Source organism: Variovorax sp. 05N34 (assembly GCF_056397405.1).
In genome coordinates this window covers 286,133-301,428 of sequence record NZ_JBFTNI010000005.1, presented here as the reverse complement: position 1 = coordinate 301,428, position 15,296 = coordinate 286,133, and the positions used below count along the sequence as shown (strand labels likewise).

At 64.2% G+C, this 15,296-nt stretch carries 15 protein-coding genes; 13 read left to right on the top strand and 2 right to left on the bottom strand.

All coding sequences use genetic code 11. From position 1 onward, the window contains the following. The first annotated feature begins 18 nt into the window (after positions 1–18). The 10 genes from AC1DMA_RS16085 (at position 19) to AC1DMA_RS16040 (ending at position 10,573) form a co-directional block, all read left to right on the top strand. On the top strand, positions 19–789 hold the full coding sequence (locus AC1DMA_RS16085) for an alpha/beta fold hydrolase (RefSeq protein WP_478144822.1): 771 nt from the start codon (positions 19–21) through the stop codon (positions 787–789). A gap of 110 nt (positions 790–899) precedes the next feature. Then, positions 900–2,066 (top strand): ABC transporter substrate-binding protein, encoded by a 1,167-nt coding sequence (locus tag AC1DMA_RS16080; protein ID WP_478128491.1) that lies wholly within the window; start codon positions 900–902, stop codon positions 2,064–2,066. Between the two features lie 139 nt (positions 2,067–2,205). Then, positions 2,206–3,078: a branched-chain amino acid ABC transporter permease gene (locus AC1DMA_RS16075; protein ID WP_478144821.1), complete on the top strand. Its 873-nt coding sequence runs from the start codon at positions 2,206–2,208 to the stop codon at positions 3,076–3,078. 2 nt (positions 3,079–3,080) lie between these two features. Continuing rightward, positions 3,081–4,043, top strand: coding sequence for a branched-chain amino acid ABC transporter permease (locus tag AC1DMA_RS16070; RefSeq protein ID WP_478144820.1), 963 nt, complete (start codon positions 3,081–3,083; stop codon positions 4,041–4,043). Continuing rightward, entirely contained in the window at positions 4,040–4,810 is a 771-nt protein-coding gene (locus tag AC1DMA_RS16065) for an ABC transporter ATP-binding protein (RefSeq protein WP_478144819.1), read from the top strand. The genes AC1DMA_RS16070 and AC1DMA_RS16065 overlap by 4 nt, the downstream gene beginning before the upstream one ends. Position 4,811: 1 nt before the next feature. Continuing rightward, entirely contained in the window at positions 4,812–5,513 is a 702-nt protein-coding gene (locus AC1DMA_RS16060) for an ABC transporter ATP-binding protein (RefSeq protein WP_478144818.1), read from the top strand. A gap of 51 nt (positions 5,514–5,564) precedes the next feature. Then, complete coding sequence (locus AC1DMA_RS16055; protein WP_478144817.1) at positions 5,565–7,376, top strand: feruloyl-CoA synthase; 1,812 nt, start codon at positions 5,565–5,567, stop codon at positions 7,374–7,376. A 71-nt stretch (positions 7,377–7,447) separates the two neighbouring features. Further along, positions 7,448–7,867, top strand: coding sequence for a surface-adhesin E family protein (locus AC1DMA_RS16050; protein ID WP_478144816.1), 420 nt, complete (start codon positions 7,448–7,450; stop codon positions 7,865–7,867). 205 nt (positions 7,868–8,072) lie between these two features. Next, complete coding sequence (locus AC1DMA_RS16045) at positions 8,073–8,795, top strand: OmpW/AlkL family protein (protein ID WP_478128504.1); 723 nt, start codon at positions 8,073–8,075, stop codon at positions 8,793–8,795. Between the two features lie 86 nt (positions 8,796–8,881). Next, positions 8,882–10,573, top strand: a complete 1,692-nt coding sequence (locus AC1DMA_RS16040) for a methyl-accepting chemotaxis protein (RefSeq protein WP_478144815.1) — start codon at positions 8,882–8,884, stop codon at positions 10,571–10,573. A gap of 37 nt (positions 10,574–10,610) precedes the next feature. Here the strand turns inward: AC1DMA_RS16040 and AC1DMA_RS16035 are convergent, their stop codons facing one another. Then, on the bottom strand, positions 10,611–11,003 hold the full coding sequence (locus tag AC1DMA_RS16035; RefSeq protein WP_478127632.1) for a hypothetical protein: 393 nt from the start codon (positions 11,001–11,003) through the stop codon (positions 10,611–10,613). A gap of 104 nt (positions 11,004–11,107) precedes the next feature. Continuing rightward, positions 11,108–12,397, bottom strand: a complete 1,290-nt coding sequence (locus tag AC1DMA_RS16030) for an AsmA family protein (RefSeq protein ID WP_478144814.1) — start codon at positions 12,395–12,397, stop codon at positions 11,108–11,110. Between the two features lie 126 nt (positions 12,398–12,523). Between AC1DMA_RS16030 and AC1DMA_RS16025 the strand changes: the two genes are divergently transcribed. The 3 genes from AC1DMA_RS16025 (at position 12,524) to minC (ending at position 15,273) form a co-directional block, all read left to right on the top strand. After that, entirely contained in the window at positions 12,524–12,952 is a 429-nt protein-coding gene (locus AC1DMA_RS16025) for a hotdog fold thioesterase (protein WP_478144813.1), read from the top strand. A 60-nt stretch (positions 12,953–13,012) separates the two neighbouring features. Beyond that, on the top strand, positions 13,013–14,383 hold the full coding sequence (locus AC1DMA_RS16020; RefSeq protein ID WP_478144812.1) for a solute carrier family 23 protein: 1,371 nt from the start codon (positions 13,013–13,015) through the stop codon (positions 14,381–14,383). Between the two features lie 134 nt (positions 14,384–14,517). Further along, on the top strand, positions 14,518–15,273 hold the full coding sequence (gene minC, locus AC1DMA_RS16015; RefSeq protein ID WP_478144811.1) for a septum site-determining protein MinC: 756 nt from the start codon (positions 14,518–14,520) through the stop codon (positions 15,271–15,273). The last annotated feature ends 23 nt before the right edge of the window (positions 15,274–15,296 follow it).

Here is a 15,296-nt window from a genome sequence, read left to right as displayed (position 1 = left end):
CAGTGGCGGGGAAAACACGTGCGCATCGAATACGTGCGCATCGCACCTGAACGGACCCATGCGCCACTGCTCGTCTTCCTGCACGAGGGGCTCGGCTCGGTATCGATGTGGAAGGATTTCCCCGAGCGGCTGTGTGAGGCCGGCGGATTTCGCGGCCTTGTGTTTTCGCGCCCCGGCTACGGCCGTTCCACGCCGCGCGATGCCGATGAAGTGTGGGACGTCGACTTCATGCATCGCCAGGCACACGAGGTGCTGCCGGCCTTCTTCGACGCCATCGGCCTCCACGAAAGCCCTTGGCTCTTCGGGCATAGCGACGGCGGATCGATCTCTCTTCTGTACGCTGCGCGCTTCCCTGATCGCGTCGCGGGACTGGTCGTCCTGGCGCCGCACATCTTCGTGGAGGACGTGACCGTCGCCAACATCGAACTCGCCCGGCAGGCCTATCTGGAGACCGACCTGCCGAAGAAGCTGGGCCGCTATCACGATGAAGTGGACTCGGCCTTCTGGGGCTGGAACCACATCTGGCTCCATCCGCCCTTCCGTCAGTGGAACATCGAAGCGGAGCTGGACGGCATTCGTTGCCCGGTTCTTGCTATCCAGGGGATCGACGACGAATACGGGACGCTCCGCCAGATTCGCGGGATTGCCGAACGCGTGCCGCAAACAAGGCTTGTGGAGGTGCCGGACTGCGGGCATTCCCCGCATCGCGATCAACCCGAAACGGCGATAGTTGCGACCGTTTCTTTCGTGAATGAACACTCGGGAAACGCAGGGAAAACGCTTGGTTGAGGGATAAATAGTTTAGCTATAAAGTATTGTCGCCTCGCGCATCGGCGGACGCACCCTGGAAAACGGACCGGCAGGTCGCAACCCACTGAATTTTCAACAAGGAGTCATCCATGAGCACCCGCATCGCACGCACCACGCTGACAGCCCTCGCGCTGGCCTGTATCGCCACGCTCGGACACGCCCAACAAGGCAAGCTGAAGGTGGGCATGATGCTTCCGTACAGCGGCACGTACGCGGCGCTCGGCGTGGCGATCGAGAACGGCTTCAAGCTGCGCATCGAAGAACAGGGCGGCAAGCTCGGCGGCCGCGAGATCGAGTTCGTGAAGGTCGACGACGAATCCGATCCCGCCAAAGCGACGGACAACGTCAACAAGCTCATCAAGCGCGACAACGTCGATGTCATCATCGGCACCGTGCATTCCGGTGTCGCCATGGCGATGGCCAAGGCCGCCAAGGAAAGCGGCACCGTGCTGATCGTGCCCAATGCCGGCGCCGATGCCGTGACCGGCCCGATGTGCGCGCAGAACATCTTCCGCAGCTCGTTCTCCAATTGGCAGCCCGCCTATGCGATGGGTGACGTGGCCGGCAAGCAAGGCAAGAAGAAGGCCATGACCATCACCTGGAAGTACGCGGCGGGCGACGAGTCTGTGGCGGGATTCAAGGAAGGCTTCGAGAAGGCCGGCGGCAAGGTCGAAAAGCAACTCACGGTTCCCTTCCCGAATGTCGAGTTCCAGGCACTCCTGACAGAAATCGCGGCAGCCAAGCCGGACGTGGTGTATGCCTTCTTCGCGGGCGGCGGCGCGGTCAAGTTCGTCAAGGACTACGCTGCGGCCGGTCTCAACAAGACCATCCCGCTCGTCGGCCCCGGCTTCCTGACCGACGGCACGCTCGAAGCGCAGGGCGAAGCCGCACAAGGCATGCAGACCACCCTGCACTATGCAGACGGCCTGAACACGCCGCGCGACACCAGCTTCCGCACCGCCTATGCCAAGTCGTTCAAGCTGCAGCCCGACGTCTACGCGGTGCAAGGCTATGACGCGGCCCAGATGCTGGCGGTCGGCCTCAATGCCGTGAAGGGCGACATCTCGAAGAAGGCCGAATTCGCGGCCGCCATCGAAAAGGCCAAGATCGACAGCCCACGCGGCACCTTCACGATGAACAAGGCGCACAACCCCGTGCAGGACATCTACCTGCGCAAGGTCGAAGGCCACGAGAACAAGCTGGTCAACATTGCCGTGAAGAACCTGGCCGACCCGGCCCGCGGTTGCAAGCTTTGACTCGCCCCCAGGCTTCGCGCACTTCGTGTCGCTTCGCCTACCCCCTGCCGGGGGCGACGCCAGCGGCCCGGCAAAGCCGGTTCCGCGTCGTCTCCCGGATGGGCGCTGACCCTCAACGTACTTAACCTAGAACTGCGACGTGGACTTCGGTACCTTTCTTGTTCAGTGCTTGAACTCCGTGCAGTACGGGTTGTTGCTGTTCCTCGTTGCTTCCGGCTTGACGCTGATCTTCGGCATCATGGGCGTGATCAATCTCGCCCACGGAAGCTTCTACATGCTTGGCGCCTACATGGCGTTCGCGCTGTCGCCGCTCTTTGGCGACCAGTTCATCGTGATGCTCGTGGCGGGCGTGGTGCTCGCCGCGGTGTTCGGCTACGTGCTCGAGTGGGCCTTCTTCAGCTACCTGTACCAGCGCGACCACCTGCAGCAGGTGCTGATGACCTACGGCCTGATCCTCGTCTTCGAGGAGCTGCGCTCGCTGCTGGTGGGCAACGACGTCCATGGCGTGAAGGCGCCACCATGGCTGGACGGCAGCTTTGCGCTGGGCGATCTCATGAGCTATCCCTGGTATCGGCTCTTCGCTTCCGCAGCGTGCGTGTTGCTGGCGGTCGGCCTGTACTTTGTGGTCAACCGCACGCGGCTGGGCATGATGATCCGCGCCGGCGCGAGCAACCGCGACATGGTGCGCGGGCTCGGCATTGACATCCGCAGGCTCTACCGGATCGTGTTTGCAGCCGGCGTCGCCCTGGCTGCGCTGGCCGGCATGATCGCTGCACCCATGTCGTCCGTTTATCCAGGCATGGGCGCGAGCGTCCTGATCATCTGCTTCGTGGTGGTGGTGATCGGCGGCATCGGCTCGATCACCGGCGCACTGGTCGCCTCACTGCTGGTGGGCTTCGTCGACACCTTCGGCAAGGTGTTCTTCGCCGAGCTGAGCGGCATGGGTGTGTATGTGCTGATGGCGATGGTGCTCATCTGGCGCCCCGAAGGACTCATGGGGAAAAGGCTCTGAGCATGCAACGCGCTTCCTTCTTTCTGCCGCTTGCCTGCGCCATCGCATTGGCCTTGCTCGGCCCCAGCCTGAGCCCCTATGTCTCGGACTTCATCGTGAAAGTGATGATCCTTTCGATCTTCGCCCTGAGCCTCGAACTGCTGGTGGGCATGACCGGACTCGTGAGCCTTGGCCACGCGGCGTTCTACGGCATTGGCGCTTACGCGACGGTGCTCGGCTCGGGGAAGGACGGCGGCTCTATCGCCTTCCTGCTCCCACTCGCGATGGGCTCCGCCGCCGCCTACGCACTCGTCGTCGGTGCTCTGAGCCTGCGCACGCGCGGCGTGTACTTCATCATGGTGACGCTGGCCTTCGCACAGATGGCCTTCTTCGTGTTTCACGACACGGCCTTTGGAGGCGGCAGCGACGGCATTTACATGTACATCCGCCCTGCCCTCGGCGCGCTCGACATGGACAACGGCCGCGTCCAGTTCTATGTTGTGCTGGCCGCGCTCGTTGGCACCTACGGCTTTCTCGCGCTGATCCGGCGTTCGCGCTTCGGTGCAGCGCTGGCCGGTATTCGCGTCAACGAGCAGCGCATGCGCGCCGCAGGTTTTCCGGTGTATGGCTACAAGCTCGCGGCCTTCGTCATCGCGGGTGCGCTGGCGGGCTTGGCAGGCTTCCTGGTGGCCGCGCGCGACGGCGTCGTCAACCCTGAACTGCTGGCCTGGCACAACTCGGGCGAGGTGCTGCTGATGATCATCCTGGGCGGTCTCGGCCATCTGCGCGGCGCGGTGATCGGCGCCATCGCTTTCACCCTGCTGAAGGAACTGTTGTCGACGCAAGCGCTGGTTGGCCCGCTCGCGGATCACTGGCAGTTGACGCTGGGCCTTGCCATCATCACCTTCGTCGCGCTGCTGCCCAAGGGCATCATCGGCATCGCGTCCCGGCTCTCGCCGGCACCTTCGCCAAGAGGTGCGCCATGAGCGCGGAGGCCCGCACGAGCACGAGCACCTTGCTCGCAGTCGAAACACTGACTCGCCGCTTCGGCGGACTGGTGGCCGTCAACGCCGTGACGCTCGACTTGCGCCGAGGCGAAGTGCATGCAGTGATCGGCACCAATGGCGCCGGCAAGTCCACGCTGATCAACATGCTCTCGGGTGAGATCACCGCATCGGATGGCCGCATTTCGCTCGATGGCGAGGACATCACGGGACGCGCGCAATTCCGCCGCGCGCTTGCGGGCGTGGGCAGAAGCTATCAGCGCACCACGATTTTTCCGGAGTTCACGGTCCTGGAGAACTGCCGCCTCGCCGCGCAAGCCGCAACGCCGCGGCCATGGGCGATCTGGCAGTCGTCGCGGCAGTGCGTCGACAGCAATGCAGCCGCGCGCGAGTCGCTGTCCGCCGCGGGCCTCGATGCCGTCGCCGAACGCATTGCCGGTACGTTGAGCCACGGTGCCAAGCGGCAACTCGAAGTCGCGATGTGCCTGGCCACCAAACCGCGCGTGCTGCTGCTTGACGAGCCGCTCGCGGGCATGGGCGCCGAAGAAACCGAGCGCATGCTGGGGCTGCTGACCAAGCTCAAGACTTCGCATGCGATCCTTCTCGTCGAGCACGACATGGATGCCGTCTTCCGCATCGCGGATCGAATCACGGTGATGGTCAACGGGACCGTCATTGCGACGGGCGACCCCGCATCGATCCGGCAGAACCCGGACGTGCGCACAGCCTACCTCGGCGAGGACCACTGAGATGCTTCAAGTCGAAGGCCTCAATACCTATTACGGCGACAGCCACATCCTGCGCGGCGTCGATGTCGAAATTCCTGCCGCCACTTCAGTCGGGCTGCTCGGCCGCAACGGCATGGGCAAGACCACGCTCATCCGCTCACTGATGGGCTATGTGCGTCCGGCCTCGGGACACGTGCGTCTCGACGGGCAGGAAGTCACGGCATGGCCGCCGGAAAAAATGGCGCGCCGCGGCATCGGCTACGTGCCCGAAGGCCGCGGCATCTTCCCCAATCTTTCCGTGCGTGAAAACCTCGTGATGAGCGCGCGCCCCGGCATCGACGGCAGGCGCGACTGGACCTTCGACCGTGTGATGGCGACCTTCCCGCGCCTGACGGAGCGGCTCTCGCACGGTGGCCAGCAGTTGTCCGGCGGCGAACAGCAGATGCTCTCGATTGGCCGCGCGCTGATGACGAATCCGCGCCTGATGATCCTTGACGAAGCAACCGAGGGCCTCGCGCCGCTGATCGTGGCCGAGATCTGGCGCGTGATCAGCGACATCCGCGCCACCGGCATCGCGACACTGATCGTCGACCGCGATTGGCGCAAGGTTCTGTCGCACACCGAGCGGGCCGTCGTGATGGAAAAGGGCCGCATCGTGCGGCATGGCGCGTCGGCCGAGCTGCTGGCTTCGCCGGCGGTGCTCGAGGAATTGCTTGGCGTGTAGGCGCCACCGCCAAGTACTCCGCCCGCAGAGGCGAGTTCAGGAGACAAGACCATGACGACGCGCGACTTCTTCGAGGACGAAACCCAGCTCGCACCGCCGCGCACGGTGCGCATCGATTTCGACGACGGCTCTTTCGCGCTGCGCTCGCCCGTCGCGCTCAAGCCTTACGCACGATGTATCGGAGAATGGCTCGAGCGCTGGGCGCGCGAGACGCCGGGTGCGCTTGCCCTGGCGGAACGCGATGACGGCGGCGAAGGCTGGCGCACTTTCGACTACCGCGGGTTGCGCCGTGCCGTCGGCGCCGTCGCGCAAGGCCTGCTGCATCTGGGCGTGCCGAAGGGCCGGCCTGTGGTGATCCTGTCGGACAACGCCATCGATCACGCGGTGCTGATGCTTGCCACGATGCACATCGGCCGCACCGCATGTTCCCTGTCCAGCGCCTATTCGCGCATGGCCAAGGACCCGACGCGGCTGCACGGCATTCTGCGTGCGCTGGATCCCGCGCTGATCTACGCGTCCGATGCGAAGGTGTACGGCCCGGCGTTGGCTGGCTGCGGGGTCGATGCGGTCACGGTGTTCAGCCGCCACGCCGACACGCACTCGGGCGCGCAAGCCTTCGAGCGCCTGATGCAGACCGTCGAGACGCCCGCCGTCATGCAGGCTTTCGAGGCCATCGTGCCGGACGACCACGCCAAGTACCTGCTGACCTCCGGCTCAACGGGCCGGCCCAAGATCGTGATCAACACGCACCGGATGCTGTGCGCCAACCAGCAGATGATGACGCAGACCTGGCGTTTCCTCGAAAAGGAAAAGCCGGTGCTTGTCGACTGGCTGCCCTGGAGCCACACGTTCGGCGCGAACCACAACCTGAACATGGTGCTGTGCCACGGCGGGACGCTCTATATCGACGAGGGGCGGCCCGCGCCGGGGTTGATCGAGAAGACGCTGCGCAATCTGCGCGAGATTCGGCCGACGCTGCTCTTCAACGTGCCGCGCGGCTTCGACATGCTGCTGCCATTCCTGGAAGCCGACGAGGCGCTGGCGGCCGAAGTACTGTCACGACTGAGGCTGGCGTTCTACGCGGCCGCCGGGCTGGCGCCATCGACATGGAAACGGCTCGAAGCGGTGGCGCAGCGCGCGCGGCCTTCGCGTCCGCTGTGGCTCACGACATCATGGGGCGCGACCGAGACTTCACCCGCCATCACCTCGGCGCACTGGCAGCTGGACGGCGCCGGATGCATCGGTGCGCCGCTGCCCGGGCTCGAGTTGAAGTTCGTGCCCAACGGAGACAAGCTGGAGATGCGCGTCAAAGGCGTATCGGTGTTCCCCGGCTACCGCAACGCACCACGCGAAAGCGCCGAAGCCTTTGACGAAGAGGGCTACTACCGCATCGGCGACGCCGGTTACCTCGCGGATGCGCAACGGCCCGAGCGCGGCGTGATGTTCCACGGGCGCGTGGCGGAGGACTTCAAGTTGTCCAGCGGGACCTGGGTGTCGGTCGGCACGCTGCGCGTCGACCTGATCTCGCGCCTCGCTCCCTTGGCGCAGGACATCGTGATCACCGGCCATGACCGCGCCGAGGTCGGCATGCTGGTGTTTGCCAGTCCACAGGCTGCGGCGCGACCACGCGAGGACTTGCACGCCGCGCTGCACCGGGTGATGCGCGAGTTGCAAGAGGCAGGCGCCGGCTCGTCCCAATGCCCGGTCCGCGCGCTGGTGCTCGACGCACCGCCCGACATCGACGCCGGAGAGATCACCGACAAGGGCTACATCAATCAGCGTGCCGTGCTTTCCCGGCGCGCCGCGGAAGTCGATCGCCTGCACGGTGAGGCGCCCGATCCTCACGTCGTGCGCGTGAACTGAGGGCGCGATTCGTCAGTGCAACGCAAGGCGGCTGGCTAGAATCCGCGCGATTGCCAGCATGAGGATTGGAATTGAGAAGGTGGCTTTTGTTGCTCAGCCTCGCGGGTTGCGGCGCCCAGGCAGAGAACCAATGGTTCACCGTGACCGGCAATCCGGTTGACGCGTCGGTCGACACCGTGCAGGTGAATCCCGTCGCCACGAAAGCCGAAGGCAATCTGCGGACCATGACCGTGCGCGTCAGCCGCAAGGAGCAACGCTTCAACTGGGAAAAGACGCCTTACCGTTCGTACGAGTCGAGCGTGCTGTTCGACTGCCGCGCCCGCAAGGCCAACTACATCTCCGCCACGTTCTATGCGGCGCCGCTTTGGCAAGGCCCGGCCGGCAAGACGATCAACTACGGGAACAGCCCGCCTCCGATGCTGTTCCGCGATGCCGACCCCAACCCGACGAATCGCATCATCCGGGCAGCCTGCCAGGTCACGGCAGGCTAGCCGGCGGTAAGCCGCAAAACAAGTGGCCGAAAAAAAACGGCCCGCACGAGGCGGGCCGAACGATCCCTCTTTGCAGAAGATCCCTGGAGAACCAGCCTCTTTATCGGCCGCGCCGCTGAAAAGTTGAGTGCAGCAAACGGCTAAATGCACGGCGCCGTATCCTATCGACTCCCAAACTACTGAACTCTTCTTTCCTTCTCCCATGATGAAGACAAAACTGTTCGCGCTGGCGGCTGTTGCCGCGCTTGGATCGGGCAGTGCCCTTGCGCAAAAGGCTGGCGACTGGCAAGTCGGCGCCGGCTGGTTCCATCTCTCCCCCCAGGACTCCAGCGAGCCGCTGACCTTCACCTCGCCGGTCCACACCGTCGTACCCGGCTCCGGCGCCAGCGTGAGCAATTCAGACACGCTGGGCCTCAACGCCACCTACTTCGTCGATAGCCACTGGGCCGTCGAAGGCGTGCTTGGCATCCCGCCGAAATTCAAGCTCGATGGCGTCGGCACGCTGGGCCCAATCGGCGAACTCGGCGAAGCGCGGCAGTGGAGCCCCACCCTGCTCGCCAAGTACTACTTCAACGAAGGCGAAGCCAAGTTTCGACCGTACGTCGGCCTCGGCGCCACTTACGTCTGGTACAGCGACGTGAGCCTTACGCCCGGGCTCCAGGGCGCCCTGGCCAATCGCATCGGCATCCCGGCAGCCGCGTCGTCGACCACGGCCAAGATCGACAGCAAGTTTGCGCCGGTGTTCAACGTGGGCGCCGCCTATCAGTTCGATGCGCATTGGGGCGTGTCCTTCTCGGTGTCCTACATTCCGCTGCGCACCAAGGCCAATCTGACGACGACGGCGCTCGGTGTGCCCGTTGCAACGAGCGAATCGAGCCTGAAGCTCAATCCGATCGTTCCGTACCTCGCGCTGACGTACAAGTTCTAAGCACCGCAGCGCCGGTCCCCTCAAGTTCTTCGGTTTCCAGCCGATATGCGTTGGCGCACTCCTTCGCATCTTCTGGAATCACGATCATGTTCTTGAGCAATATCTCCATTGGCAGGCGCCTGGCCTTTGTGCTGGGTGCCATTCTTGCCCTCTTTCTCGCAAGCAGCGTCTTTGCCGTACTGAAGCTGCGCGAACTCGGCGTGGAGATTGACCGCATGGTCAATGACAGCGTCAAGACCGAGCGTGCCGGTTCCGACTGGCTGCGCCACACGACCTCGGGCGTGCAGCGGGCGGCCGCCATCGCCAAGAGCAGCGATTCGAGCTTGATCGCCTATTTCGCGCCGGCGACCGCGGCTTCGATCAAGGAAACCAACGAGCTGCAGAAATTCATCGAAGGCCAGATGAACAAGCCCGAAGAGCGCGAGCTCTTCGAGAAAGTCGGCGAGCTGCGCAAAGCCTATCTCGCCGCGCGCGAAGAGGTCAGCAAGCTCAAGCTGGCGGGCGATCTCGAAGGCGCCGACAAGGTGTTCACCTCGCGCTTCGAGCCAACCTCGGTCAACTATCTCGCGGGCGTGCAGCGCATGGTGGACATGCAACGCGCAGAGTTGGATGCGGCGGCGCAGCGCGGCCAGAACCTCCGCGCGCAGACGAGCACGCTGCTGACCGTCTGCACGGCGATGTCTCTAGCGCTGGGCAGCTTGCTGGCCTGGCTTCTCGCACGCAGCATCACGCGTCCGCTGCGAAAGGCCGAGACAATGGCGCAGGCCATTGCCGCGATGGACCTGACGGACACAGCGCAAAGCAGCTATGCCAACGACGAGACCGGACGGCTGCTGCGCGCCATCGATGCGATGCGCTCGGCGCTGCACACATCACTGCATCAAGTTCAGGACGTGGTGGTGAACGTCTCCACAGCCAGCACACAGATCGCCACGGGCAACCAGGACTTGTCCTCGCGCACCGAAGAGCAGGCGAGCTCGCTGGAGCAGACCGCCGCTTCGATGGAAGAGCTCACCTCGACCGTCAAGCAGAACGCAGACAACGCGCGCCAAGCCAATCGGCTTGCGGTGTCCGCTTCCGAAGTGGCGGTCAAGGGCGGTAGTGTCGTGAACCAGGTGGTCGACACGATGGGCTCCATCAATGCATCGTCGCGCAAGATCGTCGACATCATTGGCGTCATCGACGGCATCGCCTTCCAGACCAACATCCTTGCCTTGAATGCAGCAGTCGAAGCCGCCCGCGCTGGCGAGCAGGGCCGCGGCTTTGCCGTCGTGGCCTCCGAAGTGCGCAGCCTCGCGCAACGCTCCGCCGCCGCAGCCAAGGAGATCAAGACGCTCATCGGCGACTCGGTCGAAAAGGTCGAGGAAGGCAGCAAACAGGTGGCCGAAGCCGGAAAGACCATGGAAGAGATCGTCGACAGCGTCAAGCGCGTGACGGACATCATGGGCGAGATCACTGCCGCGAGCCAGGAGCAAACGTCGGGCATCGAGCAGATCAATCAGGCGATCACGCAGATGGACCAGGTCACGCAGCAGAACGCGGCGCTGGTGGAAGAAGCATCGGCAGCAGCGCAATCGCTGCAGGAGCAGGCCGGCAGTCTCTCGCACGTCGTGAGTGTGTTCCGTCTCGCTGATGGGCGGAAAGCGCAACAGATGCCGCCCGCGCGAATCGCGCCTGCACCTTCCGCAAGCGGCAAGGCCAAGTCGGCTGCGAAGCCGGCGCCCCAGGCGTCCACTCCCGTCGCGCTCGCATCGGGCGGTGATTGGGAGTCTTTCTGAACGCTTGAAAGCGACAGGGGTCAAACGACCCGAGTCTCTAGACCTCCGGGCCGGACCCGGGATCGGACTGCTCCTCGCGAAAGCGCTTTTCGGCCGCGGTCAAATGCGTTGTCAACACGTGCGAGATCACGTTGATGCCGAGGCCGGCGAACAACGCTGGAAGCAGGTAAAGCGCAACGCGGAGTTCCGAGATGAAGAGTACGTCGTCAGCGAGTGACGGCGTCGCAGCCGCTGTCGTGGCCAGTCGCTGGAGCAAGTACACGTCCACCCCGGCGATGGCGACCAGCGAGAACCCGAGCACGAGCACAGTCATTCGCGAGATGGCCTGCTTGGCAATCAGGACCGCATAGATGCAGAACGGCAGCACCACGGAGACAGCCACCATCACCCAGAACCTTGCTTCCGTGAAGACCGAATAGCTGACGTGCATGGCTGGACACCTCGTAGGGCTGCGTGATCTAGCGAAAGCGGCAAGCTTGGCATTAAGCTGCTCCGGGATTGTCCAGCCAGCGTAAAGAAAATTGAACGGCGCGATCACCTGGGCTTCGGCGCGGGCGCGCCAGGGCTGCGCTTCCTGGCTTCTTCGTCGCCCAGGAGCTTGTCCATCTGCTGGCCGATGCGAGCACCGATCGCAGTGCCCACGCCGGGCAGCACCGCGGTCCCGACCGCGGCACCTGTGAGCGCCGCGCCGGTCAGCGAAACGACAGGCGCGTCGAGCGTGCCACCGAGCTTGAGGGGCACGCCAAGCACTCCGTCGACGACGTCGATCGCTGCTTCCCCGTCCAGCCGGCGATTGACCACGGTCGCGCTGCCGCTGGCTTTGAGGACACCGGAGCGTGCCTTCAATCCGATGTAGTGGAGGATCACGCCGTCGTCCGAATTCTGCGTGTCCAGTGTGCCGCTGAGCGAGTCGAGGGGCGTCTGGCCGCCGCGCGCGGAATTGCCGGTCACGGCCTTCGTCAGATCGAAGCCCATGAGAGTGGCGGGCGCCACCGTGAATCGCGTGCGCGTATGCAATCGCCTGAAAAGTTCGCCCACGTCGTCGCCTTCCGAATCGATGTCGGTCTGCCCCTGAATGCGGCCGTCGACAACACCATGGCGGCCGAAACTACGGACCAGCAAACGCACATCCACATTCTTTGGCGTCAGTTGCGCCATAAGCCGCAGGCGACCTTTGTCATCGATTTGAAGTTCGCTGGTGCCGTTCCACGTGCCGTCTGCCACGTCGATCAATGTGCGCCAGCGGTCCTCTTTGCCTTCACGCTCGATGCGCAGGCGGGCGGGCGGCGTGATGCCCGACCTCTGGATCTCGCCTGAGCGCGGCCGCCAGTTCTGATCGAAGCGAAGGTCGAGATCGTAGGTAAGCGCAATGTCGCGGCGGTCGATCCATGTCACATCGCGCATGCGCACGCGTTCGACGGGGACGTCGGCGAGCTTCCATGCGCCCGCCAGAACGATCGGGCCGTTCTCGCCTTTCCATCGCCCGCGGAACGCGCGCACCGACGCCCTGGGCAGCGTCGCCCCATCGACCTCGATCAGCGCGATGGACACCTGTCGATGCCAGAGCGAAGACAGCCTCGGCCGCACAACAAGTCGCCGGACGGTGATCGGCCGTGCCTGGACCGTGGCGACATCCTCCAGCACGATCACCGGCGACGGCCGCAATGCCCAGTGGGCTGATCCGATCCGCAAGCCGATGCCAGAGGCTTTCTCGAAGCGCGATGCAACTTCAGCGGCGAAGGCTTCGTCGCTCGGCAGGAGTTGGCGGATCCACAGGGCTGCCCCGAGAAGCAGCAGTACCGCCAAGGCAACGGAAAAAGCCATCCAACGGCGAGCCTGCGTCATGATGCGAGCTTCGCCGGTCCGGGTGGTCGGCGCTGTCAGCCGTGAGCGCGTCGTTTTCAGCGGTAATCGCTATAGTTTTGGCCAACTCAACTGGAGACATGTTCAATGCGCATCTGGAAAAAAGATATCTCGATCGAAGAACTGACCCGAAGCCACGTGGACACGACTGTCGCCAACCTCGGCATCGAATTCATGGAAGTCGGGGACGATTTCATCCGTGCGCGCGTGCCGGTGGACAAACGCACCGTACAGCCCTACGGCATCCTGCACGGCGGTGTGTCGGTGGTGCTGGCTGAAACGCTCGGATCGTGCGGCGCCCACTATTCGGCGCCCGACGGCCACCGCGCAGTGGGACTGGACATCAATGCGAACCATCTCAAGTCGGCCTCCAGCGGCTGGGTGACCGGCACGGCGCGCCCGGTGCATCGCGGCCGCACGACGCAGGTGTGGCAGATCGACTTGACCAACGAAGACGGCGAACTGACCTGCGTCTCCCGCATCACGATGGCGGTGCTGGCGCCGCGCGGTGGCTGACGCATCCTGCTTCCGGTTTCACAAACAAGATTTCGACAACAACAACGAGGAGCGAAAACCATGAGCGATACGGATCCCTACCTTCCCCGGTGGCGCAAAGTCTCGGCTTCCGCGGGCAGCATCGTCGCGCCCGACGAGCGGCTGGCATGGCCGCAGACCACCGCAATGGGCGTGCAGCACGTGATTGCAATGTTCGGCGCGACCGTGCTGGCGCCAATCCTGATGGGCTTCAACCCCAACATCGCAATTCTGATGAGCGGCATCGGGACGCTGTTGTTCTTCTTCATCACCCGCGGACGAGTGCCGAGCTATCTTGGATCGAGCTTCGCCTTCATCGGGGTGGTGATCGCCGCCAGCGGCTATTCGGGATCAGGGCCCAACACGAACTTGGGCGTCGCACTCGGCGGCATCATCGTCTGCGGCCTGGTCTATGTGTTGATCGGCATCCTCGTGGCATTCACCAATGAGCGGCGCACCCGCCGCGCTCCCGTGCGCGGGCTGGAAGGCATCGAGGTGGAGGAAGTCGAGCAGGACGTCGCGATGCACTGGATCGAGCGGATGATGCCGCCCGTGGTCACCGGCGCAGTGGTCGCCGTGATCGGGCTCAATCTGGCGAGCGTGCCGATCAAGAACATGGCGCCCACCGGCTTCGACACCTGGATGCAGGCGTTGACCTTCCTCTGCGTGGGCCTGATCGCGGTCTACACGCGCGGCATGATCCAGCGGCTGTTGATCCTCATGGGCTTGATTGCCGCGAGCGTGATCTATGCGGTGCTGACGAATGGCTTGGGCCTGGGCAAACCCATCGACCTCGGTCCGCTGGCAGCGGCGCCATGGTTCGGCATGCCGACCTTCTCGTCGCCGGTGTTCCAGGTCAACGCGATACTGCTGATCGCGCCGGTGGCGGTCATCCTCGTGGCCGAGAACCTCGGCCATCTGAAGGCAGTCGGCGCGATGACCGGGCGCGATCTCAACCCATACCTCGGGCGCGCGTTCATCGGCGACGGCATCGCGACGATGGTGAGCGGCGCTGTCGGCGGCACCGGCGTGACGACTTACGCCGAGAACATCGGCGTGATGGCTGCAACCAAGATCTACTCGACCGCCATCTTCGTCGTGGCAGCGCTGATCGCGCTAGTGCTGGGCTTCAGCCCGAAATTCGGTGCGCTGGTGCAGGCGATCCCGCTTTCGGTCATGGGCGGCGTGAGCATCGTAGTGTTCGGCCTCATTGCCGTGTCGGGCGCGAAGATCTGGGTCGACAACCGGGTCGACTTCTCGCAGAACAAGAACTTGATCGTGGCCGCAATCACGCTGGTCCTCGGCACAGGCGACTTCACGCTCAAGTTCGGCCAGTTCGCGCTCGGCGGCATCGGCACCGCGACCTTCGGTGCGATCCTGCTCTATGCACTGCTGGCGCGAACCCGCGACTGAGAGTGGACAACGGGAGCCCCAACGAAATGCAACGTGGTGAAAGAGATGTTGTGCCGCGTCATAGAGACCGCAGAGTTTCACGGCGCGGAAGCCACTCCCGTTAGACTCCAACGCTTTTCGAACCTACGTTTTCCATGGCCGATGCTTCCGCCGCGCGCACCAAGGCGGTATTCGAATTCAAGAGCGCCACGCTGCCGCTGATCGCCGTCATTCTCAAGACGGTTGATCTCGATGTACTGGCGGAAGCGCTCGACGCCCAGTTGGCGGACTCGCCCGACTTCTTCGAACAGGAGCCGGTGGTCATCGACCTCTCGCAACTCCAGGAAGACCAGTCTGAAGCCGACATCGATTTCGCGGCGCTGCGTGAGCTGCTGGCGCGGCATCAGACGCAGCCCGTCGCGGTGCGTGGCGGCAGCAATGCCCAGAACATCGCCGCGCGGGCGGCGGGACTGTCGATCACCGCGATGCCGGCCACACCTGCTCCACGTGCGCCTGCACCGCCGGCCGAGCCGCCAAGCGAAGCTCCGCAGATCGTTCGCGAGGTACCAGTGCCGGCCAACGGCACGCTCGTCATCGACAAGCCCTTGCGTTCGGGCCAGCAGGTGTACGCGCGAGGCGGCGACGTGATCGTGACCGCCGTGGTGAGCTTCGGCGCCGAAGTCATCGCTGACGGCAACGTGCACGTCTACGCGCCGTTGCGCGGCAAGGCGATCGCCGGAGCACGCGGAGACACGGGAGCACGCATCTTCACGACCTGCATGGAGGCGCAGCTGGTGGCCATCGCCGGCATCTACCGCACGGCCGAAGTCGCACTGCCGGACGATATCGCCGGCAAGACGGCGCAGATCTCGCTGGATGGCAAAAAGATCGTGATGAATCCGATCCTCTGATCCGGCTTCGAAAAGCAGAAAAA

Excerpts from the sequence above, each read along its gene's own strand:
- AC1DMA_RS16025 (WP_478144813.1), top strand. The coding sequence starts at position 12,524 with ATGCGCATCTGGAAAAAAGATATCTCGATCGAAGAACTGACCCGAAGC.
- AC1DMA_RS16040 (WP_478144815.1), top strand. The coding sequence starts at position 8,882 with ATGTTCTTGAGCAATATCTCCATTGGCAGGCGCCTGGCCTTTGTGCTG.
- AC1DMA_RS16070 (WP_478144820.1), top strand. The coding sequence starts at position 3,081 with ATGCAACGCGCTTCCTTCTTTCTGCCGCTTGCCTGCGCCATCGCATTG.
- AC1DMA_RS16045 (WP_478128504.1), top strand. The coding sequence starts at position 8,073 with ATGAAGACAAAACTGTTCGCGCTGGCGGCTGTTGCCGCGCTTGGATCG.
- AC1DMA_RS16020 (WP_478144812.1), top strand. The coding sequence starts at position 13,013 with ATGAGCGATACGGATCCCTACCTTCCCCGGTGGCGCAAAGTCTCGGCT.
- AC1DMA_RS16080 (WP_478128491.1), top strand. The coding sequence starts at position 900 with ATGAGCACCCGCATCGCACGCACCACGCTGACAGCCCTCGCGCTGGCC.
- AC1DMA_RS16035 (WP_478127632.1), bottom strand. The coding sequence starts at position 11,003 with ATGCACGTCAGCTATTCGGTCTTCACGGAAGCAAGGTTCTGGGTGATG.
- AC1DMA_RS16030 (WP_478144814.1), bottom strand. The coding sequence starts at position 12,397 with ATGGCTTTTTCCGTTGCCTTGGCGGTACTGCTGCTTCTCGGGGCAGCC.
- AC1DMA_RS16055 (WP_478144817.1), top strand. The coding sequence starts at position 5,565 with ATGACGACGCGCGACTTCTTCGAGGACGAAACCCAGCTCGCACCGCCG.
- AC1DMA_RS16060 (WP_478144818.1), top strand. The coding sequence starts at position 4,812 with ATGCTTCAAGTCGAAGGCCTCAATACCTATTACGGCGACAGCCACATC.
- minC (WP_478144811.1), top strand. The coding sequence starts at position 14,518 with ATGGCCGATGCTTCCGCCGCGCGCACCAAGGCGGTATTCGAATTCAAG.
- AC1DMA_RS16065 (WP_478144819.1), top strand. The coding sequence starts at position 4,040 with ATGAGCGCGGAGGCCCGCACGAGCACGAGCACCTTGCTCGCAGTCGAA.